The organism is Hyalangium versicolor (genome assembly GCF_020103695.1).
In the GTDB taxonomy this organism is placed as follows: domain Bacteria; phylum Myxococcota; class Myxococcia; order Myxococcales; family Myxococcaceae; genus Hyalangium; species Hyalangium versicolor.
Map to the genome: position 1 here is coordinate 143,387 of NZ_JAHXBF010000025.1, position 20,876 is coordinate 164,262.

The window sequence follows — 20,876 nt, forward strand, 5'->3', positions numbered from 1 at the left end:
CGAACGGTGAACAACTACGAGCAGCTCGCGAAGAAGATCGTCCAGCGCGCGAAGAAGAAGGGCGCGAAGCAGGCGGAGGCATTCCTCGAGATCGGGCGGCAGAGCTCCTGCCGGGTGCGCAACGGGGAGATCGAGGATCTCACCGAGGCTGCCAGCAAGGGGTTGGGCCTGCGCGTCATCACCAAGGACAACCGGCTGGGGTTCGCGTACACGTCGGACTTCGAGCCGACTTCGGTGGACAGCTTCGTGGATCGGGCGCTGCAACTGGCGCAGACGGCGGCACCGAACAAGCTGAACGGGCTGCCCACGGCGAAGGAGATGGGCAAGCCCGGCAAGACGGGCGAGCTGTACGATTCGGCCGTCGCGAACCTGGCGAGCGACTGGAAGATCAAGACGGCGCTGGAGATCGAGAAGGCGGGCAAGGCGGTGGACCCGCGCATCGCGACGTTCAACAGCGTGGGAGCGGGAGACTACGTGGCGGAGGTGTATGTGGCCTCCAGCGAGGGCCTGTCCGCGGGCTTCTCGGGCACGTACGTGTACTTGTTCGGAGCGCCGGTAGCCTCGGAGAACGGGCAGCTCCAGACGAGCTACTGGATGGACTACAAGCGCTTCCTGGCGGATCTGGACTCTCCGGAGGAGATCGGCAAGGAGGCGGCTCGGCGCGCGGTACGGATGCTGGGCGCGAAGCGGGTGAAGAGCCAGCAGGTGCCGGTGATCTTCGATCCGCTGATGGCCTCGTCGTTCGTGGGCAATCTGGCCGCGGCGGCGGATGGGAATGCCATCTACAAGAACTCGAGCATCTTCGTGGGGAAGCTGGGCAAGCGTCTGGCCCCCGACTCCGTCACGGTGCTGGATGACGGCCTGCTGGAGCGCGGCCTGGGCACCTCGCCGTTCGATGGCGAGGGCGTAGCGACGCGGCGCACGGCGATCGTGGAGAAGGGAATCCTGAAGAGCTACCTGTACGACTCGTTCACCGCGCGCAAGGCGAAGGCGCAGACGACGGGGAACGCGGCGCGCGGGTACAACTCGCTGCCGCACATCGGGACGAACAACCTGTACATGGAGCCGGGCACACGGCCTCCGGAGGAGATCATCCGCGAGGTGAAGAGTGGCTTCTACGTGACGGCGATGCTGGGGCGCGGGGCGGATCCGGTGACGGGCGAGTACTCGCGCGGCGCCAACGGGCTGTGGATCGAGAACGGTGAGCTGGCGTACCCGGTGCAGGAAGTGACGGTGGCGGGCAACCTGCTGAAGATGCTGCAGGACGTGGATGCCATCGGCAGCGATCTGCAGTTCCGCGGCTCGGCCGGAGCGCCGACGATCCGGTTCAAGCAGATGACCGTCTCCGGCGACTGACGGGCTTCGGTTCCGACGTCTCAGGTTGGACTTCCCACGAGGGGTGATGGGAGAGGTTCACTCCCAACCCGTTGGGAGTGGATCTCAGCCTTTCGGCCGAAGACAACCCTCATCATACTGTCCCGGCCAACGCCAGGGGCAGTGCTGGTGGGCCACGTCAGCACGGCCCGCGCCGAATGCGTCCAGTTGCATCCTCCAGGCGAGTTGCCCCAACCCGTCGCACATCTCGGTGGGAGCACCCAAGTGGTCCGTCACTACGGCGTAGCGCCCGGTGGCGTCCTCCCTAGCCAACAAGGAGAAGCTCTCCGGTTCAAACAGCCAAGTGGTGACCCTGGGCTATTCACCAAGGATGGCCGGACCCTTGCGTCGTATCTGCCCGCCACCCGCGGGAGGCCCCCCGTCCGGAGAACCCCCATCCGGAGAACCTCCGTCGAAGCCCGCGTCGGGAGTGCCTCCATCCAGGTCCGAAGAGTCCTGCACGGGAACGGGCTTCCCGGCCCGCCACTGCCACGCCCCCGCGTCATCGAAGGGAGACATGGTATTACCGAGCGGGAAGTCGGAACTCTCTGGGACTGGCACGTAACCCGGGATCGCCTTGAGGACGATGACACCGGGCATGGTCACCGGCTCGGTGGTAACCATCAGGACGCCACTGTCGGGCCTGTCCAGCTCCTCCAGAGTGGGTTTGTCCCTCGACTCCGTGACGACCGTCACCGTTCCTCCATCAGGGGTCGTGAGACTCCAGACATGATCCTCCTCATCCCACCCATCGATGACTCGCCGGAGGATACGGCCGTCCTTGCTGATGGCATACTTCGCGCCTGAATGTATCGGTCTGAGCTTGATTCCGCAGTGGTCGAAATCCTCGTCAATGTAGACGAAGATGATGTCGCCCCTGCGCGTGAACCGATACGTGAGTGCGTCGAGTCTGGCCCAGCATGGTGGGTTGGAAATACCGGGAGGGATGTAGTCGTTGCCAGCGATCATGAGTGCTCGCAACACTTCACCATCCAGGTCATAGGTCGCTTGCTGCTCCTCGACCTTGATGAGCCCACCTCCGACGGACAGAGGGAAGATGATCGACCTGTCGTGTCCCGCTGGCATCCAGAACTGTTGCGGCTTCCGCGCGCAACTCGATAGGGCGATAGCGACCACGAAAATCAGCATTCTGGAAGTCATGGAGTACCTACTGGTGGAATTTGTCAGTAGTCTGACTATCTTCCTTCGATCTTGTATGTTTTATCATCGATCCACCTGATGATTCCATAATCCGTCCTGTCCCAGTGGCCACCTGTCTGGGTCCACGTCATGAACTCACGCGTGGAGGGAACGTATTGGTAGAAGCCATCACAGGTGGGGCTCTCGGGATTCTTCGATTTCGAGAAGAATGCGATGATGGCGAGCTTGACCTTGCCGTTCCGTGTTTCGACTTCCCAATCATGGATGCTTGCCTTGTTTTCGATGAAGTGAAGATCCATTGGGGAGAATTTTGACCCGAATGGATGATTGTGGAGCGCGAAGATGTACTTGAGTTCGCCTTGCGCATAGCGCGTGTCATCCACGAACGTGGGAAGCACACAGGTCTTCCTGTTGGCCAAGACATCATCCGGCCTCGACAAGTCCGTCAACATGCTCAGTTCATACTTGTGCTCCGGCGTGTAATACAACCAAGCGCAATACTCGGTGGCTGTTCGGGCTGCCAGTTCGGGATTCAAGTCTTGGAGATAGCCCACAGTGGCGTTGGGCTTGGAGAGGATCAACGGGCAGGCCGCCTTCAGCGCGTCCGCGTAGGAGTCGAACGGCCCGAAATTCTGGATTGGCCCCGGGATGTGGTTCGCGTCCTCCCCGGGGCCGGGCCTCCAGACACCTTCGACGGGCTTGGGCGATGAGCATCCCAGCCCCATGAGGAGCATGGCCAGCAGGCGCATGGGAAACCGCTTCGTTCCAGACATGGGGCAATCGTACAGGTAAGCCCGGCCGCGTGCTCGGCACAGGGCCTCCAGTTCCGCGGGCCATTCCCGCGTATCATGCTGCATCGACCCGGACAGGGAATGTGCCGGTGAGGATTCACGCTGGCACAGAGAACTGCTGGCCGACCCGGACTTTCAGCGCGAACTGTTCAAGAGGCTCGCGCCAGCGGCCTTCGAGCGCGTGTCCAGTGCGTGCACCGCAGATCTCCTCGGGCAGGTGTATGCATGGGATCGCCATCTGGAGAAGCAATAGGCGTACGGCTCAGATTCCAGCCGCCGATCTGGTTCAAGCAGATGACCGCCTCCGGCGACTGACGGGGGCCGGTTCCGACGTCCTGGGTTGGGCGACTCCCGCAAGAAGCGTCACGACTGCGTGACGCAGGTGGCCTTCCCCGGCCACCGCGCCTTCACCTCATTGTGGTTTGAGCTGTGCCCGGCATTGGTTCTAGAGGTGGGGCTCACACGCAGTCCTGCTCGTTGTTCATGACCGGAGTTCCATGCGTTCTGCTCCACGAACAACGATCTGGCTGGCGGCGGAGTGCCTGCTGCTGTTCGGTGGGTTGCCCTTCGCGCTCTGGCTCTTCCGGATGCAGGCCGCGCTGTTCGCCGTCCTGTGGCTGGTGGCGATCGGGTGTTGGCTCGCCCTGCGCAAGCACGGCTCCGAGTCGCCTCAGGCCCCTCTCGAGCCGGAAGAGCATTCCTGGCACGCGCTGAAGCCACTCATGCTGCGCTTCGCGCTCTCGGCGGCGGGGCTCACGGTGCTCCTGGCACTCGTTGACCCGAAGCGGCTGCTCGAGTTCCCCCGCGAACAGCCGAGCCTGTGGGCAGCGGTGATGGTGTTCTACCCTCTCTTCTCCGTACTGCCGCAGGAGCTGATCTACCGCGCGTTCTTCTTCCGGCGCTATGCCCCGCTCTTCCGCACGCCCTTCTTGATGATCTGCGCCAACGCCCTGGCGTTCGGCCATGCCCACCTGCTCTTCAACAATGCCGTCGCCTATGTCCTGAGCATCCTGGGAGGCTGGATCTTCGCCCAGAGCTATCACCAGACCCGGTCGCTGAAGCGCGTCTGTTTGGAGCACGCCCTGTACGGCTGCTTCATCTTCACGGTAGGGCTGGGACATTACTTCCACGCGGGCTCGGTGGCCCGGTACTGAGAGCCTCTGAGCCGGTTCCAGCAGATGACCGTCTCTGGAGCCTGACAGGCCCTGGGTCCGACGTCCCAGGTTGGACCTCCCATGCGGGGTGATGGGAGAGCGTCACTCTGGCCATCTGGACAATCGCGAGTGTGGTTCCAGAGAGGCTCTGGCGTCCCTCAGACGGAAGCACCTTCGGCCACGTGAAGCTCGCAGCCTCCTGCGGTGAAGCGTGAACGGGACGAGGAGGACGTTGGAAGAGCACGCAGGCGGGCAGCCAGGCGCAAAGCAGCAACAGCAGCAATGGGCGCTTCATGGAGTTCCTCTCCAGCGGCGTCTGCCGAGGGAACTGGCCGCGTTGGCGCGGTTCAATCATCGACAGGGGTGATGAATCCACGAACCTTGTCCTTGGGCTTGAAGTGCCATCAACGCTGGAGGTCATCCGAGGAACTGATACGAGTGCCTTCTCGTCCATCCAAGGCTCAAATTTTCGCTTCCAACGAAAGATGAGACCTTTCTGCATAGCTTGCGAACCCCGCTCCTCCTGGGTTTGCAGGGGAAAATCCCTTGCATCTGGCCTGTGAAAGGAACCCATCTGATGAGAGCAATCATTATCGCCAGCATTTCCCTGACCTCCTTGCTGGCGGGCTCCGCCCTGGCAGCTACCGAGCCCGAGTCTTCAGCGCAGAGCCCTGAGGTGGAGAGCAGCGGCAGGGTCCTCCTGCAAGGGAGCGGCCCGTTCAACTCGATCACAGAGGTCAAGAACTACGACGCGGCCGCCTACGACGGTTGGCGCACCGTGACCTTCGTAGACGGTAAGGTCGTGCAGGATCTGTTCGGCTTCGGTCCGGCCACCCACAATGAGTACTTCCTTTGCGCTGACGGGAGGTATTGGGCTGTATGCTCGGATCCCTTCTCGCGGTCGAGAGCCTGGGACAGCCCGCTGCTCTCGTACTCGGGCTTCCAGGGCGCAGACACCATCATCAAAGTCGATGGCGTAGTAAGGAAGTGGAACACGGCGGCGCTGACGCAGGTGGTCGAAATCTCGACCTGCACCGGCGACAGCAGCCCGACGATGTGGAGTCCGTACACGTACCACCTCGTGACGAGCTGGACGTCGATCTATTTCGGCGCGCTCATCGGTCCCCGCACCTGCCCGTAAGCGCTGCGTCCCTCGGCGCCCAGCGATTGAAGGCGATGGTTCGCCAGCAGTCGCTGGGCCCCTCGGCGTGGACACGCGCGCCGAGGATTGTCTTGGAGGCCTCACCTGAACAGGTGTAGACCCCTGCCCCGCGCACCCGTCTGAGACGGTATCCACTCCATTGCAGGGGGACGACATGGCAGCCAAGAAGGCAGCGACCCGGGCCCGCAGCACCACGCCTCGCAAGCCGCGCCGCAAGAAGGTCGAACCGCGCTCCAAAGGCCTCTCCGCCGCCGAAGTCGCCAGCGAGGCCGCCGCCCAACCCACCGAGCTCATCCAGGGCATCCAGGAAGACGGCGGTCAGGTCCTCTCCGTGTACCGCGATCCTCTCGGCTCGCACACCGTGGTGTTCGCCGCGCTCCCCATCGACAAGGTGGAGCCCACCCCCTACCAGCGCGATCTCTCCGAGCCACACGTCAAGCGGCTCGTCTCCGCCATGGAGCGCCTGGATCGCTTCCTGGATCCCGTCATCGCCGTGCGCAAGGACGGCAAGTACTGGACGCCCAACGGCAACCACCGCCTCAATGCCTCACGGATGCTGGGCGCCAAGGCCATCGTCGCGCTCGTGCTGCCCGAGGAGGATGTGGCCTACCAGATCCTCGCGCTCAACACCGAGAAGGCCCACAACCTCAAGGAGCGCTCGCTCGAAGTGATTCGCATGCACCGCGGCCTCACCGGCTCGCGCGCCGGCCGCGAGGCGGACTTCGCCAACCTCTTCGAGGAGCCCTCCTTCATCACCCTCGGCGCCGCCTACGAGAAGCGCCCCCGCTTCGCCGCCGGCGCCTACAACCCCGTCGTCAAGCGCGCGGAAAGCTTCCTCGATCTGCCCATGGCCGAGGCCCTCAAGGTCCGCGAGGCCCGCGCCGACAAGCTCCTGGAATTGGATGACGCCGTGACGCGGGTCGTCACCTCGCTCAAGGACAAGGGCTTCCAGAGCCCCTACCTCAAGAACTTCGTCGTCGCCCGCATCAACTTCCTGCGCTTCAAGAAGGACGACAGCCCCATCGACTTCGACTCCACCGTGGGCAAGATGCTGGCCAGCGCCCAGAAGTTCAATGTCGACAAGGTCAACAAGGACGACATCACCCGCATGGGAGGTGGCGCCGCCGAGCCGGACGAGGAGTAGGCAAGCAGCCTCACTCTGCGTCAGCAACTGCCCGAGCCCTCGGATTGGAGGCTCGGGCCCCCCTGCCCTAAGCTCGCGGGAAAGACCGAACGGTGGGAGCGGGCGTGGCAGGGGTACCAGGAACCAGACGGGAGGAGCGCGGGCAGCGCAGGTGGGCCCTCGTCGGGCTCGGCGTCTTCCTTGCCCTCGCCTGCCGCACGCCTCCTCCGGCGCCCGACGCGCCTGCTCCAGCCCCCACACCCCACGAGGCCGAGGAGACAGCTCCCGCCCCGGCACCGGCCGCTCCTCGCTCGGAGTCGACACGCCCTCGCAAGAGCGAACCTCGGATCTTCGACGTCAAACCGAACGACACCCGGCTGGCCAGCTACCACGTCACCCTCACGGGCCAGGAACTCGAGACCGCGCCCTCGCGGTTGGCCCAGGTGTTCCCAGAGCACTACTCGGAGGCCGCCGGCGTCTTCACCTTTCGCGGAGGCCCGAGCCGCACCGGCGGGGCCTGGGGCACCTGCCCCATGCGCGAGCACAAGCTGGAGCTCGCCTGGACGGCCAACACCACCCGAGGCCGCCCGCCCTGGTTCGGAGGCGCTGGCTGGACGGGTGAGCCCGTCATCATCCAGTGGCCCGATGTCATGCGGCACTCCATGGTCCGCCTGGGCCGCCGCCGCTTCGAGAAGGGCTTCGTCGAGGTCATCCAGGGCTCGCTGGATGGCTCGGTGTACTTCCTGGATTTGAAGACGGGCCAGCCCACGCGGCCCCCCATCGTCACCGGCAACCCCATCAAGGGCAGCGTCTCGTTGGATCCGCGCGGCTATCCGCTGCTCTTCGTGGGCCAGGGCATCCCGCAGAAGAAGCCCATCGGCCTGCACGTGTACGATCTGATCACCCACCAGGAGGTCTTCTTCCTCCCGGGCAGGGACAAGGCCTCCCCGCGCAGTTGGGGAGCCTTCGACAGCTCGGGGCTGCTCAACCGCGCCACCGACAGCTACCTGCTGGGCGGAGAGAACGGGCTGTTCTACGCCCTGAAGCTCAACACCGACTTCGACTCCATCAAGCTGAAGCTCAAGGTGCGCCCCGAGGTGCTCCGCTACCGGTACACGCCCGAGGGCAGCGCGCACTACGGCATCGAGAACTCCATCTCCGTGGTGGGCAACCTGGCCTTCTTCGCCGACAACGGCGGGACGATCCAGGCGGTGGATCTGAGGACCTTCAAGCCGGTGTGGACCTTCGATGCGGGAGATGACACCGACGCCAGCATCCCCGTGGAGCTCGAGAACGATCGCCCGGTCCTCTACACCGGCACCGAGGTCGACAAGACAGGCCCACGCGGCAAGGCCTGGCTGCGCAAGCTGGACGGACTCACTGGCCGCGTCCTCTGGGAGCGCCCCTACCCGTGCCAGGGCTCGCTCGGGCCGCCGAAGAAGATCGACGCGGGCACCTTCGCCACCCCCCTGGTCGGCACTGGGGACATCGGCCAACAGGTCGTCTTCACGCTGTCACGGTGCCCGGGCTTCGAAGAGGGGCTCATGGTGTCGCTCGACAAGGCCACCGGCGAGGAGCGCTGGCGCAAGCCCCTGGAGCACTACGCCTGGTCCTCGCCCACCGCCTGCAAGGACGATCAGGGCCACACCTTCATCCTCCAGGGAGACATTCTGGGCACCGTGCACCTGCTCGACGGGCGCACCGGCGCGGAGCTGGACTCGCTCAAGCTGCCGGGGCTGATCGAGGCCTCTCCCGCCATCTTCGGCGACATGGCCGTGCTGGCCACGCGCGGCAATTGGATCCACGGCCTGCGCCTGCGCTGAGCCCGCTCCGGGCGCTCGCGCGAGCACAAGCGTCCACGACTCCACAGAGCGCCGCTCCACCTTGCCGCTCCCAGGGAGCGTGAACACCTTCGGTCGCCATCCCCGGGCAAACCCGCGCCCTCTTCCTCAGGATCCTATGGCCCCGCGAAAGCCGTCCTCGACTTCCTCCTCGCAGAGCAAGAACCAGAGCCTCGAGAGCTTCCGGGAGCGCCCGGAGAACACGACGCTCACCACGGACCAGGGCATTCCCATCCCCCACACGGATGACTCGCTGAAGGCGGGCCTCCGCGGGGCCACGTTGCTGGAGGACTTCCACTTCCGCGAGAAGCTCACGCGCTTCGATCACGAGCGCATCCCCGAGCGCGTGGTGCACGCACGCGGATCGGCCGCCCACGGGTACTTCCGCGTCTACCAGTCGCTGGAGAAGTACACGAAGGCGAAGTTCCTCACGGATCCGTCGCTGCGCACGCCGGTGTTCGTGCGCTTCTCCACGGTGCAGGGCTCGCGCGGCTCGGCGGACACCGTGCGCGACGTGCGCGGCTTCGCCACGAAGTTCTACACGCCCGAGGGCAACTTCGATCTGGTGGGCAACAACATCCCCGTCTTCTTCATCCAGGACGGCATCAAGTTCCCGGACGTAGTGCACGCCGTGAAGCCCGAGCCGCACAACGAGATGCCGCAGGGCGGCTCGGCGCACGACTCGTTCTGGGACTTCGTCGGGCTGGTACCGGAGACGGCGCACATGATCATGTGGGTGATGTCGGATCGCGCCATCCCGCGCAGCTACCGGATGATGGAGGGGTTCGGCGTCCACACCTTCCGGCTGGTGAACGCGCAGGGCAAGTCCCACTTCGTGAAGTTCCACTGGAAGCCGCTGCTGGGCACGCACGGGCTGGTGTGGGACGAGGCGCAGAAGATCGCCGGCAAGGATCCAGACTTCCACCGGCGCGATCTCTGGGAGGCCATCGAGTCCGGCGCGCCCCCCGAGTACGAGCTGGGTCTGCAGATCATCCCCGAGGAGGATGCGCTGAAGTACGGCTTCGATCTGCTGGACGCGACGAAGCTGGTGCCGGAGGAGTTGGTGCCGGTGCAACGGGTGGGCAAGCTGGTGCTGGACCGCAACCCGGACAACTTCTTCGCCGAGACGGAGCAGGTGGCGTACTGCGTGAGCAACGTGGTGCCGGGGATCGACTTCACGAACGATCCGCTGCTCCAGGCGCGGCTGTTCTCGTACCTGGACACGCAACTGACGCGGCTGGGCGGGCCCAACTTCGCGGAGATCCCGATCAACAAGCCGGTGTGCCCGGTGCACAACCACCAGCAGGACGGCTTCCACCGGGACACCATCAACACGGGCCGCGCCAACTACCACCCGAACTCGCTGGGAGGAGGGTGCCCGGTGCTGGCCAACCCGGCCCAGGGCTTCTCGCACTATCAAGAACGGCTCGAGGGCCACAAGGTCCGCCAGCGCAGCGAGACCTTCAGCGATCACTTCAGCCAGGCGAGGCTCTTCTTCAAGAGCCTCTCGCGACCGGAGCAGGAGCACCTCATCTCGGCGCTGCAGTTCGAGCTGGGCAAGTGCGAGCGCCCCGAGGTCCGCGAGCGCGTGGTGAACCAGGTGCTGGCGAACATCGACTCGGAGCTGGCCACCCGGGTGGCGAAGGCCGTGGGGGTGACACCGCCCAAGGCAGCCAAGCCGCCCAAGCCGCCCAAGTCGCGCCACACCGTGGAGACGTCTCCAGCGCTCAGCATGGAGAACACCGCGAAGGACTCCATCCGGTCGCGGAAGATCGCGGCGCTGGTGGCGGATGGGTTCTCCTCGAAGGAGCTGGCCCAGGTGAAGCGCGCGCTGGAGGCCAGTGGCGCGATCGTGGAGGTGGTAGGCCCCACGCTCAGCCCCGTCAAGAGCGCGGAGGGCACGGAGGAGGTGCCGGTGAAGACGTTCCTCACGACTCACTCCGTGCTGTTCGACGCCATCTACGTGCCTGGCGGAGAGAAGAGCGTGGTAGCGCTCGGGATGCTCCCGGACGCGGTGGACTTCGTGCGCGAGGCCTACAAGCACTGCAAGGCGCTGGGCTTCTCGGGAGAGGGCACGCAGCTCATCGATGCCGCGGGCCTGAGCAAGCTCTCCGCGGCACAGAGCCTCGACAGCGATCCGGGGGTAGTCCAGAACCCCAAAGCGGACATGAAGAAGTTCAACCAGCGCTTCGTCGAAGCCATCGCCGCGCACCGCAACTGGGCGCGCCAGGGGCCACCGCCGGCCTGAGCGGGAGGGGGCCTTCGGGGTGGGCACTGCCCGTGAGAGACTGGGGGCGTGTCCACCGTCGACGTCCCGCTCGGCCCCATCGCCGCTCGCTGCGCCACCCATCCGGAGGAAGCCGCCAGCGGCACATGCTCCCGCTGCGGCACCTTCTTCTGCGACGGGTGCGTGAAGCGGGTCTTCGACAAGGAGTGGTGCTCGGCGTGCGCGGCCCGCCCGGAGGTGAACTACCTGGAGCGCCTGCGCCTCAAGCTGTGGGGGCGCCGGGACAGCGCGGCCTGGATGTTCGGAGCCTTCAGCCTGGTCCTCGCAGCCTTCACGATCCGGGCCCTGCTGCTGCGGCGGCTGTTCTGGCCGCTCACGTTGCTCATGGGAGCCTGCGCGGTGGTCAGCATGGCCTTCTTCCTGGGCAAACGGTGGGCCCGCGAGTCCCTCATCGTCACGACGCTGAGCTGCGGCGGCGCGTTCCTGATGCGCGGCTTGCAGGGCCCCGCCTTCGTCTTCCTGATCAGCGGCTTCAGCGCCACCCTCTTCTACTTCAATACGCGCAACCGGCTCTTCTTCCAGCAGCCGGTCTCCACCCTCCGGCTCCAGCGGCTGTGGCACGCGATCGAGAACAACCCGCTGGCCCGTAGCGCGATGAACCTGGGCCTGGCGTCCGTGCTCTTTCCCCTCTTCGCCCCCTTCGCCGTCATCTTCGGCGTGGTGGGCCTGATGCGGGTGAATCCACAGGCCACCCCGCCCATCGGGCGCAAGGGGCAGGCCATCGCCGGCCTCGTCCTGGGGCTCCTCATGACAGCGCTGTGGGGCCTGTTCGTGTGGACCTTCATCGCGGCCAACGTCGACAAGGACTCCTGAGCCGGACTCAAGCCCGCGGGTGAACGCCTTCGCGGAGCGCTACGCCGCCGGTTCGTCCGTCTCGGAGGCATCGGCCTGCAACACCACGGAGTGCACCTTCTCCAGCAGTTGGTGGAGCGTCTTCATCTCCTCCACCGTAAGGTGCTTGCGCATGTCCCCCTCGAGCCGCTCCATCTCGGACAGACAGACCGCCAGCTCCGTGCGCCCCGGCTCCGTCACCTCCAGCCGGACACAGCGGCGATCCTGCCCCTCGCAGCGGCTCAGCAGCCCGTCCTCCACCAACCGGTCCACCAGCCGGCTCACGGCGGGCGGATCCACCAACAGCCGCTCCGCGAGCGCCGCCTGACTGCGGACCTCGCCGTGCCCAATCGCTTTGAGCGCCAACATTTGCTGGAACGGACGATCAGTCCGCTTGCTCAGTCGGCGCTTGAGCAGCCTGTGAATCGCGCGGCGAACGGAAGCTACTTGCTCTGCGATGGTCATTGCACGTATTAATGATTGCGCTTTGCAACGATTGTCAACTGCACCGATAGACATGGCTACTCCGGGGCGAGCGCCGGGAAGCTCTGTCGGTGGGGTGTCCCCTCATTTCGCCCCTGGTATGGCTCTTCGCGTCACGCTCCTCATCGGGCTCGTTGCTTCTTCGGCATGGGCGCAGCCCGTTACGCCCGTCCCCCCTCCTACCCCTTTCCAACCCAAAGTCGAGGACCCGATGCTGGCCCCGGCGGCGCCCGCGCCCCGGCAGGTGAGCACCTGGGACGAGGCCCTCGCCCTGGTGAAGGAGCGCTCCACGGATCTGGACAGCGCCCGCGCCGGTATCGAGCGCGCCGAGGGCCGCTGGCGTCAGTCCCTGGCCGCCCTGCTGCCCAACGCGCGCTTCGCCGGAGGCGTCGCCGTCGATCTGCTCAACACGGACAGCTCCGTGCTGGCCACCTCGGGCTCCACGCTACCGGCGACGCCCTCCGAGAGCGGGCGCGTCCCCACTGCGCCCCTGGCCTCCGGCGCGGTGTCGCTGACGCAGTCCGTGGTGGATGTGAGCGCCTGGCGCGGGCTGTCCTCGGCCGAGGCCGCTCAGCGCAGCGCCGAGGCCAGCCTGCAGGACGTGCGGCGCCGGCTCACACTGGGGCTCGCGCGCTCCCTGGTGGCAGTCGTCTCCGCCGAGCGCGCCGCCGAGCTCAACCGGGTGGGCCTGCGACAGGCGCTGGAGCGCGCCGCTCTGGTGCAGCGCACGCTGGAGCTGGGCGCCGCCACCCAGTTGGACGTGGCCCGCACCCGGCAGGACGTGGAGCTGGCGCGCCAGTCCCTCATCTCCGGTGACGAGCAACTGCGCCGGACGCGCGAGGCGCTGGGCCTGGCGATGGGCTTCGATCAAGCCGTGGGCGTCACGCCGAACTTCCAGCTCCAGGGCCTGGTGGCGGAGACGCAGTCCGACTGCGCGCCGCTGAAGGCCGTGGGCGAGCGGCCGGATCTGCTGGCCGCGAGCACGCAGCTGGAGTCCGCGCGCGAGAGCCGGCGGCAGGCCTCCGCGGGCTATCTGCCCACGCTGGGCATCACCAGCAACGCGCTGGCCTTCACCACCGAGCCGGGCCTGGGCCGGGTGGCTTCCTGGAACATTGCCGCCGTGCTGTCGGTGCCCATCTGGGAGGGCGGCTTGCGAGGCGGCCTGGTCCGGGAGCGTACGGGCGTCGAGCGGCAGGCGGAAGACACGCTGGAGCGCACCCGCCGCGAGGTGGAGTTCGAGGTGGCACGCACTCGGCGCGGCGTGGAGGTGGCCGAGGCGTTAGTGAAGACGGCGGCGGAGGCCCGCTCGCTCGCTGAGCAAACGGACCAATTGACCCGCCGTTCATTCGAGATTGGCCGCAGCGGTAGCCTCGAGCTGGTTCAGAGCGCCGCGGCACTACGCCAGGCGGAATTGGCACTGGCACTGCGTGAGTTCGAGCTTGTCCAGGCACGCCTGGATGCATTCCTGACGGAGGCCCGATGCGACTGGTAACACGGGTACGCCCCTTGGAGGCGCTGATGAAGAAGGTCTGGGGATTGGCCCTGGTGGCCAGCATGGTGGGTTGCGGTGGAGCGGCTCCGCCGAAGGCGGCTCCTCCTCCGCGCGAGGTGGATGCGGTGACGCTCGCGCCGAGCGAGACGCGTGACACGGGTGAGTACCTGGGCGCGCTCATCTCCCGGCAGAGCGTGAACGTGCTGCCGCAGGTGGCGGGCTATGTGCGCCGCATTCACGTGACGCCGGGCCAGAAGGTGGAGGCCGGAGCGCCGCTGCTGGAGGTGGACGGGCGCCAGGAGTCCGCCGCGCTCGAGAGCGCTCAGGCGCAGCGCAGCTCCGCGCAGTCCGCACTGGAGCTGGCGAAGCAGACGCTGGAGCGCACCGAGGCGCTCTACAAGGAAGGCCTGGTGAGCGCGCAGGAGTTGGAGCGTGCCCGCTCGGCGGCGCAGACGTCCGAGGCCGCCACCCGCGCCGCCTCCGCGCAGGTGTCCCAGCGCGAGGTGCAGCTGCAGTACTACGTGGTGCGCGCGCCCTTCGCCGGCACGGTGGGAGACGTGGTGGTGCGGGTAGGCGACTACGTGGGCGCCACCACGCCGCTGACGAGCGTGGCCCAGGCGGACGTGCTCGAGGTGAGCGTGTCGGTGCCCTCGACGAGGGCCCGTGCGCTGCAGCCGAACACCCCGCTGGAGCTGCTGGATGCGCAGGGCAAGGTGCTGATCAGCAGCCCCATCTTCTTTGTGGCGCCGCAGGCCGATCCGCGCACGCAGTTGGTGGAGCTGAAGGCCGCCTTCCGCAACACCGTGGGCCTGCGCCCCAACGAGCTGGTGCGCTCCCGCATGGTCTACTCCACGCGCCGCGCCCTGCAGCTGCCGGCGCTGGCGGTGGTGCGCCAGAGCGGCAAGCCGTTCGCCTTCGTGGTGACGGACAAGGAGGGGCAGACGGTGGTGCAGCGCCGCCCCATCACCCTGGGCAGCCTGGGTGAGCAGAACTACATCGTGGAGAACGGCCTGCACGAGGGAGACCGGGTTGCGATCTCCTCGCTGCAGACGCTGCGTGACGGCGCGCCGGTGAAGGTGAAGGCGGCCGCCATGCCCATGGCGGATTCATTGCCGGGGACCGACGGTGGCGGAACCACCGGGGGCGCCCGCTAGTCCCGGGCCCGAGAGAATGAGGGCGTAGCCACCGTGTTCGTCGATTTCTTCATTCGCAGGCCCATCTTCGCGGCCGTCTGCTCCATCCTGCTGACGCTGGTGGGCGTGCTGGCCATCCCCACGCTGCCCATCTCGCAGTACCCGGATCTCGCGCCTCCCCAGGTGACGGTGACCAGCACCTACGTGGGTGCCAGCGCCGACGTGGTGGAGACGGCCGTCACCATTCCGCTCGAGCAGGAGCTCAACGGCGTGGAGGGCATGCGCTACATCTCCTCCACGAGCAGCAACGACGGCACCAGCGCGATCACCATCACCTTCGAGCCCACGCGCGATCTCGAGGTGGCGGCGGTGGACGTGCAGAACCGCGTCAGTCGCGCGTCGGCGCGCCTGCCCTCTCAGGTGAACCAGACGGGCATCGTGGTGAACAAGGCCTCCTCGCAGCTGCTGATGAGCTTCGGCCTCTACAGCCCGGACGGCACGTACGACTCGCAGTTCCTCAGCAACTACGCGGACGTGAACCTGAAGGACGCCATCAAGCGCGTGCGCGGCGTGGGCGAGGTGCGCATCTTCGGCGAGCGCAAGTTCTCCATGCGCCTGTGGCTGGATCCCACGGAGCTGGCGCGCCGCAAGCTCACCCCGCAGGACGTGCAGCGCGCGTTGCAGGAGCAGAACCTGCAGGTGGCGGCGGGACAGGTGGGCCAGGCTCCCGCGAAGGATGATCAGGCCTACCAACTGGCGGTGCGCGCTCACGGCCGGCTCATCGAGCCCGAGGAGTTCGATGACATCGTCATCCAGCGCAGCAATGACGGGCGCATCGTCCGGGTGAAGGACGTGGGCCGGGCGGAGCTGGGCGCGGAGAACTATGGCCAGTTGATGCGCTTCAACGGCAAGGAGGGCGTGGGCCTGGGCATCTTCCAGTTGCCCACGGCCAACGCGTTGGACGTGCGCGACGCGGTGACGCGGGAGATGGAGCGCCTGTCCAAGCAGTTCCCGACGGGCATGGAGTACAAGCCGGGCACGGACACGACGCTGGCGGTGCGCGCCTCCATCAACGAGGTGATCCACACGCTGGTGGAAGCCATCGCGCTGGTGATCCTCGTCATCTTCCTGTTCCTGCACGGGTGGCGCAGCGTGCTCATCACCGCGCTCACGCTGCCGGTGTCGCTGGTGGGCACCTTCGCCTTCGTCAAGCTGTTCAACTTCTCCATCAACACCCTCACCCTGTTCGGCCTCACGCTGGCCACGGGCCTCGTGGTGGATGACGCCATCGTCGTCATCGAAAACATCGAACGTTTGATGTCGGAACGCGGGCTGTCCGCGAGGCAGGCGGCGCGAGAGGGCATGAAGGAGGTGTCCGGCGCGGTGGTGGCCATCTCCATCGTGCTGGTGGCGGTGTTCGTCCCGGTGGCGCTCTTCCCTGGCACGACGGGCGCCATCTACAGGCAGTTCGCCTTGACGATCGCGGCCTCGGTGGCGCTGTCCACCTTCTGCGCCCTCACGCTCACGCCAGCCCTGAGCGCCCGGCTGCTGCGCCATGGCCACGGGCCGAAGTGGATCTTCTTCCGGAAGATCGACGAGGCGCTGGACTGGACGCGAAGAACATACGGCCGTGCGCTGGGCGGGCTGCTGCGGCACCCGGTGCTGGTGCTGCTGGCCTTCCTGGTGTGCGTGGGCGGCACGGTGCTGCTGTTCCGCTCGGTGCCCACGGGCTTCATCCCCGACGAGGACCAGGGCTACCTGATCATCTCGGTCCAGGGCCCCGAGGGCATGTCGCTGAACCAGACGCAGAAGGTGCTGACGCAGGTGGAGAAGGTGCTGAAGGATCAGCCCGAGGTGACGGGCATGTTCGTCATCGGCGGCTTCTCGTTCTCGGGCGCGGGCCCGAACATCGCCACGGCGTTCGCCATGCTCAAGCCCTGGGAGGAGCGCCCGGGCCGTGAGCACTCGGTGGCGGGCCTGGTGGAGCGGCTGCGAGGCCCCTTCGGCCGCATCGGCGAGGCGCGCGTGCTGCCCTTCCAGCCTCCGGCCATCCGCGGCGTGGGCCAGGTGGGTGGCTTCCAGTTCATCGTCGAGGACACCTCCGGCAACGGCACCCTGGACAACCTGGGCGCGGCCGTCGGCGAGCTGGTGGCCAAGGGCAACGAGGAGAGCAAGCTGCGCGGCGTCTTCACCTCCTTCACGGCGGACACCCCGCTGTTGGATCTCGAGGTGGATCGCCAGAAGGCGAAGGCGCTGGGCGTGCCCATCGAGCAGGTCTTCAGCACGCTGCAGCTCTACATGGGCAGCCAGTACGTGAACGACTTCAACTACGCCAGCCGCACCTACCGCGTGTACCTGCAGGCCGATCAGCAGTTCCGGGACAGCCCCACGGACATCGGCGCGTTCTACGTGCGCAGCGACAATGGAGACATGATCCCGCTGGAGTCCTTGGTGAAGGTGGCGCCCACCACCTCGGCGCAGATCATCCGTCACTACAACCTGTTCCGCTCGGCGGAGATCAACGGCCAGGGCGCGCCGGGCGTGTCCTCCGGTCAGGCGCTGGAGACCATGGAGACGCTGGCGGCCCAGCAGCTGCCTCCCGGCATGAGCACCGAGTGGACGGGCATCAGCCTGGAGCAGAAGGAGAGCGGTGGACAGACGCTCATCATCTTCGCGATGGGCCTGGTGTTCGTGTTCCTGGTGCTGGCGGCGCAGTACGAGAGCTTCAGCTTGCCGTTCGTGGTGATCCTCTCGGTGCCACTGGCCATCATGGGCGCGCTGGGGCTGCAAGTGGCTCGCGGGCTGGCGAATGACGTGTTCTGCCAGGTGGGACTGGTGATGCTGGTGGGCCTTGCGAGCAAGAACGCCATCCTCATCGTGGAGTTCGCCGAGCAGCTGCGCGAGCAGGGCAAGAGCGCGGTGGAGGCCGCCATCTCGGCGGCCGAGGTGCGGCTGCGGCCCATCCTGATGACGTCCATCGCGTTCCTGCTGGGCGTGGTGCCGTTGATGCTGGCCACGGGCGCGGGCTCGGCGGCGCGCAACTCGCTGGGCACAGCGATCTTCGGCGGCATGCTGGTGTCCACGGTGGTGAACCTCATCTTCATCCCGGGGCTGTACGTGCTGGTGCAGCGTCTGCGCGGCGACGCGCGTCGCGCGGGTGCGGACGAGGAGCCGGTCGCTCCCGCTCCGTCTCACTGAGCCAGGCCGGGCCGGGCGGATGGGGCTCAGGTCCCATCCGCCTGCGGGCCCACGGCTCGTGAGGCTGTACCCTTCCCTGCCATGCCACCTCGCAAGTTGGCGGGGCCCTGCGGCGTCTCCACCCTCTGGGCAGACCGGAGCACTCCTCCGGCGCCACTCTGTCCATCGAGGGAATACGCCATGAAGTTTCCCAGCCACATCAGCCTCTCCCAGGAGACGCGCGAGGAGCTCATCGAGCTGCTGAACACCTGCCTGGCGACCGCCATCGATCTGCACTGGCAGGTGAAGCAGGCGCACTGGAACGTGCGAGGCAGGCAGTTCATCAGCCGGCACGAGCTGTTCGACACGGTGGCCGACCACGTGCGCAAGCACGCCGACGAGTTCGCCGAGCGGGCAGGCGCGCTGGGAGGCTACGCCGAGGGCACCATCCGCCTGGCCGCCCGGAACAGCGAGTTGGACGAGTATGACTTGAAGGCGATCAGCGGAGAGGAGCACGTCCGCGCTCTGGTGGACCGCGTCTCCACGTATGCGGCCTCCATCCGACAGGGCATCCACCGCGGAGAGAAGCTGGATGACCCGGTCACCGTGGACCTGTTCACACGGATCCTGGGAGAGATCGAGCAGGATCTGTGGTTCCTCGAGAGCCACCTGTACGGCTCGCCACAGGCGTCTCGCACGGCGAGCACGTCCGTCGAGGTGCCGGAAGGGCTCCCTCCCGTGTGAGCCATCCCGAGCCGGGGCGTGTTGTCACTCCCCACTAGTGGGGAGTGACGCTCAGGCCTGAAGCGCGGGGTCGAGACCGGACTCCCTAGCCCGCCAGCGCTCGACCCATCACGTTGAAGATGACGGAGAGCACGATACAGCCCGTCCACGCGAGCATGATGTTCCGGTTCTGGTTCGTCTCGACGTTCTGCCAGCCCCAGATGAACGTGTAGAGGCCACAGATGATCCCCAGGATGCCGTGCAGCGGACCCTTGGCCTGGAACAACTTGATCACGACCATGACGAAGCAAACCAGGTTCGCCAGGCCCACGACCATACCCAACAGCCCAAGAATCATACCCATGTGTCTCTCTCCTCTGCGGTGTATCGGGGTTCACCCGATGGTTGTGTGAATGAAGGCACTGCGAAAAACGAGCATCCGAACAAGCCAGTAGGCCACCAGAGCCAGCAGCAGCAGGGCCACCAGACCTGTGCGCCGCTCGAACCGAGCCACTCCGGCAACGCCTCGCTGCCGGATGGACTCGGGGAGGAGCGCCATCCCGAAGATCAACGCGAGGGACGCCAGCACGAGGGGCGCGAAGGCATGCTGTGCGAGCGCGGCCGCCCAGTCACCGTGCAGCAGCGAGGCCATGGCCCGCGACAGTCCACAGCCCGGGCAGGGGATCCCCAACGCTTGCATCAGAGGGCACTGCCAGGTGGGCAGCGCCCAGCGCATCAAGCCCAAGTGGGCGAGCGCCGACACTCCGATGATCATGCCCGTGGCACGACGCTCCAGCACCTGAGCCAACACAGGGGACGACAGGCGCTGAAATGATCGAGCCAGTACGTTTGGGCGCTGATCCATGCGCCTCCCCCCTCCGGAACAGGTCGGCGAGCGCACCTAACACAGAGTGCTGTCCGGTGTCGAACGATCGCGGGTTCTCCCTAGCCTCAAGCCCACCCGGAACCACCCTCAGTGGCTGTGCGCAGGCTTGCGCCGGAACTCCGCGGGCACGGGCTCCCGACTCGACTCCACTCCGGTACCGGAGCGAGGCGACCTGACGACCAGCGCACGCAGCTCCGCCATCAGTTCACTCACGCCATAGCGGGGGCACTGCTCCTCGAGGAATGCGCGCAGTGCGTCCCTCATCGCGGCGGCGGAAAGGTAGCGCTCCTCCCGGTGGGAGTGGAGCGCGCGCTCCACGATGGCGCGCAAGGCAGCGGGAACCTGCCCCGCCACACGCGCCACGACCTCCGGGCACAGACGCTCCGCCCGAGCGGCCAGCTCCGCCGGAGAGGCCCAGCTCGGCTCCTCGGGCTTCAACCTGTGCGCCCACTTTGCCAGAGGGCCCGCCAGGCCAGGTGAGGTGCGCTCCAGGGGCGAGTCCAACAGGTACTGGTTGGTCAGCAACTCCACCAGCACCAGCCCGAGGGAGAAGAGATCCGCGCGGGCATCGGGCGTCTCATGCCGGAGGACTTCGGGGGCCGCGTACGACAGATCTCCCTTCACCAGCCTGCCCGGGGTGACGGGGCGGCCCAGACGCTGGGAGAAGGCCGCACCCAAGTCCGTGAGCTTCACCTCCCCGTGCGTGCCCAGCTGGATGTTGCGCGGGCTGACATCCCGGTGGACGAGTTCGAGGGGACGCCCCGCTTCATCCGTGACGGTGTGAGCGGCGTGCAGAGCGTCCGCCACCTGAGCGGCGACGTAGGCGGAGAACGGCGCGGACATGGGCCTGCGCCGCTTGGCGGCACGGCCCAACACCCGCTCCAGCGACAGGCCTTCCACATACTCCATCACGATCAGAGGCTGTTGGGCCCGAGGCGCCACGGCGAGCAGCCGCGCGATACCGGGATGATCCAGCATCCGCAGCAGCCGTGCCTCTTCCAGGAAGCGCCTCCGGTCTTCCGGGCGCTGCGTGGCGTGGAGGCGCTTGAGCACGACCAACTCCCCCTCGGCCCCAAGCCCCTCGGTGCGAGCGAGGATCCTCTCCCCTACTCCCAGGGTGCCCAGCACGCGCACAGCGCGGTAGCGCTGGGACCCCACGGTGAAACACTGGCTCGCCTGTGCAGCGGATGGTGGGCGGGACTGGCTGGGCATGTATGCACTCCTCAGGTGAACACGGTGGGAAGAGTCGTGGAGGTGA

Annotated in this window: 18 protein-coding genes; 11 read left to right on the forward strand and 7 right to left on the reverse strand. The window is 66.7% G+C overall.

Annotated features, from left to right (window positions below; translation table 11 throughout):
* Window positions 1-6 precede the first annotated feature (6 nt).
* Entirely contained in the window at window positions 7-1,356 is a 1,350-nt protein-coding gene (locus tag KY501_RS54085) for a TldD/PmbA family protein (RefSeq protein WP_224369311.1), read from the forward strand.
* A gap of 84 nt (window positions 1,357-1,440) precedes the next feature.
* Here KY501_RS54085 and KY501_RS40755 read toward each other — a convergent pair whose 3' ends face one another.
* From KY501_RS40755 to KY501_RS40765, 3 genes are all read right to left on the reverse strand, one after another.
* Entirely contained in the window at window positions 1,441-1,611 is a 171-nt protein-coding gene (locus KY501_RS40755; protein ID WP_224369344.1) for an RHS domain-containing protein, read from the reverse strand.
* A gap of 81 nt (window positions 1,612-1,692) precedes the next feature.
* Window positions 1,693-2,460 (reverse strand): hypothetical protein, encoded by a 768-nt coding sequence (locus KY501_RS40760; protein WP_224369312.1) that lies wholly within the window; start codon window positions 2,458-2,460, stop codon window positions 1,693-1,695.
* A gap of 110 nt (window positions 2,461-2,570) precedes the next feature.
* The gene (locus tag KY501_RS40765) at window positions 2,571-3,308 is read right to left on the reverse strand and encodes a hypothetical protein (protein ID WP_224369313.1); all 738 of its coding nucleotides are present in this window, start codon (window positions 3,306-3,308) and stop codon (window positions 2,571-2,573) included.
* Window positions 3,309-3,823: 515 nt separating this feature from the next.
* On the opposite strand from KY501_RS40765, the gene KY501_RS40770 reads away from it, so the two are divergent.
* The 6 genes from KY501_RS40770 to KY501_RS40795 all read left to right on the forward strand — a co-directional run bounded on the left by KY501_RS40770 (window position 3,824) and on the right by KY501_RS40795 (window position 11,706).
* Window positions 3,824-4,480 carry a CPBP family intramembrane glutamic endopeptidase gene (locus KY501_RS40770; protein WP_224369314.1) on the forward strand — a complete coding sequence of 219 codons (657 nt, stop codon included), beginning with the start codon at window positions 3,824-3,826 and terminating at the stop codon, window positions 4,478-4,480.
* A gap of 577 nt (window positions 4,481-5,057) precedes the next feature.
* Entirely contained in the window at window positions 5,058-5,621 is a 564-nt protein-coding gene (locus KY501_RS40775) for a hypothetical protein (RefSeq protein ID WP_224369315.1), read from the forward strand.
* 175 nt (window positions 5,622-5,796) lie between these two features.
* Window positions 5,797-6,786, forward strand: coding sequence for a ParB/RepB/Spo0J family partition protein (locus tag KY501_RS40780; protein ID WP_224369316.1), 990 nt, complete (start codon window positions 5,797-5,799; stop codon window positions 6,784-6,786).
* Between the two features lie 104 nt (window positions 6,787-6,890).
* Window positions 6,891-8,588 carry a PQQ-binding-like beta-propeller repeat protein gene (locus KY501_RS40785; RefSeq protein WP_224369317.1) on the forward strand — a complete coding sequence of 566 codons (1,698 nt, stop codon included), beginning with the start codon at window positions 6,891-6,893 and terminating at the stop codon, window positions 8,586-8,588.
* A 136-nt stretch (window positions 8,589-8,724) separates the two neighbouring features.
* On the forward strand, window positions 8,725-10,854 hold the full coding sequence (locus tag KY501_RS40790) for a catalase (protein ID WP_224369318.1): 2,130 nt from the start codon (window positions 8,725-8,727) through the stop codon (window positions 10,852-10,854).
* A gap of 48 nt (window positions 10,855-10,902) precedes the next feature.
* Window positions 10,903-11,706 (forward strand): DUF4190 domain-containing protein, encoded by an 804-nt coding sequence (locus KY501_RS40795; protein WP_224369319.1) that lies wholly within the window; start codon window positions 10,903-10,905, stop codon window positions 11,704-11,706.
* Window positions 11,707-11,745: 39 nt separating this feature from the next.
* On the opposite strand, the gene KY501_RS40800 is transcribed toward KY501_RS40795, so the two are convergent.
* Entirely contained in the window at window positions 11,746-12,093 is a 348-nt protein-coding gene (locus KY501_RS40800) for a MarR family winged helix-turn-helix transcriptional regulator (protein ID WP_255637233.1), read from the reverse strand.
* A gap of 214 nt (window positions 12,094-12,307) precedes the next feature.
* On the opposite strand from KY501_RS40800, the gene KY501_RS40805 reads away from it, so the two are divergent.
* The 4 genes from KY501_RS40805 (at window position 12,308) to dps (ending at window position 18,753) form a co-directional block, all read left to right on the forward strand.
* Window positions 12,308-13,699, forward strand: a complete 1,392-nt coding sequence (locus tag KY501_RS40805) for a TolC family protein (RefSeq protein ID WP_373691702.1) — start codon at window positions 12,308-12,310, stop codon at window positions 13,697-13,699.
* A complete protein-coding gene (locus KY501_RS40810; protein ID WP_373691703.1) occupies window positions 13,687-14,853 on the forward strand; it encodes an efflux RND transporter periplasmic adaptor subunit in 1,167 nt (388 codons plus the stop codon). Before KY501_RS40805 ends, KY501_RS40810 begins: the two co-directional genes overlap by 13 nt.
* Before the next feature lie 33 nt (window positions 14,854-14,886).
* Window positions 14,887-18,030 (forward strand): efflux RND transporter permease subunit, encoded by a 3,144-nt coding sequence (locus KY501_RS40815; RefSeq protein WP_224369323.1) that lies wholly within the window; start codon window positions 14,887-14,889, stop codon window positions 18,028-18,030.
* 180 nt (window positions 18,031-18,210) lie between these two features.
* Complete coding sequence (gene dps, locus KY501_RS40820) at window positions 18,211-18,753, forward strand: DNA starvation/stationary phase protection protein Dps (RefSeq protein WP_224369324.1); 543 nt, start codon at window positions 18,211-18,213, stop codon at window positions 18,751-18,753.
* An 85-nt stretch (window positions 18,754-18,838) separates the two neighbouring features.
* Here dps and KY501_RS40825 read toward each other — a convergent pair whose 3' ends face one another.
* The 3 genes from KY501_RS40825 to KY501_RS40835 form a co-directional block, all read right to left on the reverse strand.
* Window positions 18,839-19,096 carry a hypothetical protein gene (locus tag KY501_RS40825; RefSeq protein ID WP_224369325.1) on the reverse strand — a complete coding sequence of 86 codons (258 nt, stop codon included), beginning with the start codon at window positions 19,094-19,096 and terminating at the stop codon, window positions 18,839-18,841.
* Between the two features lie 30 nt (window positions 19,097-19,126).
* Window positions 19,127-19,597 carry a DUF2752 domain-containing protein gene (locus KY501_RS40830; protein ID WP_224369326.1) on the reverse strand — a complete coding sequence of 157 codons (471 nt, stop codon included), beginning with the start codon at window positions 19,595-19,597 and terminating at the stop codon, window positions 19,127-19,129.
* 108 nt (window positions 19,598-19,705) lie between these two features.
* Window positions 19,706-20,830, reverse strand: a complete 1,125-nt coding sequence (locus KY501_RS40835; protein WP_224369327.1) for a serine/threonine-protein kinase — start codon at window positions 20,828-20,830, stop codon at window positions 19,706-19,708.
* Window positions 20,831-20,876: the final 46 nt, after the last annotated feature.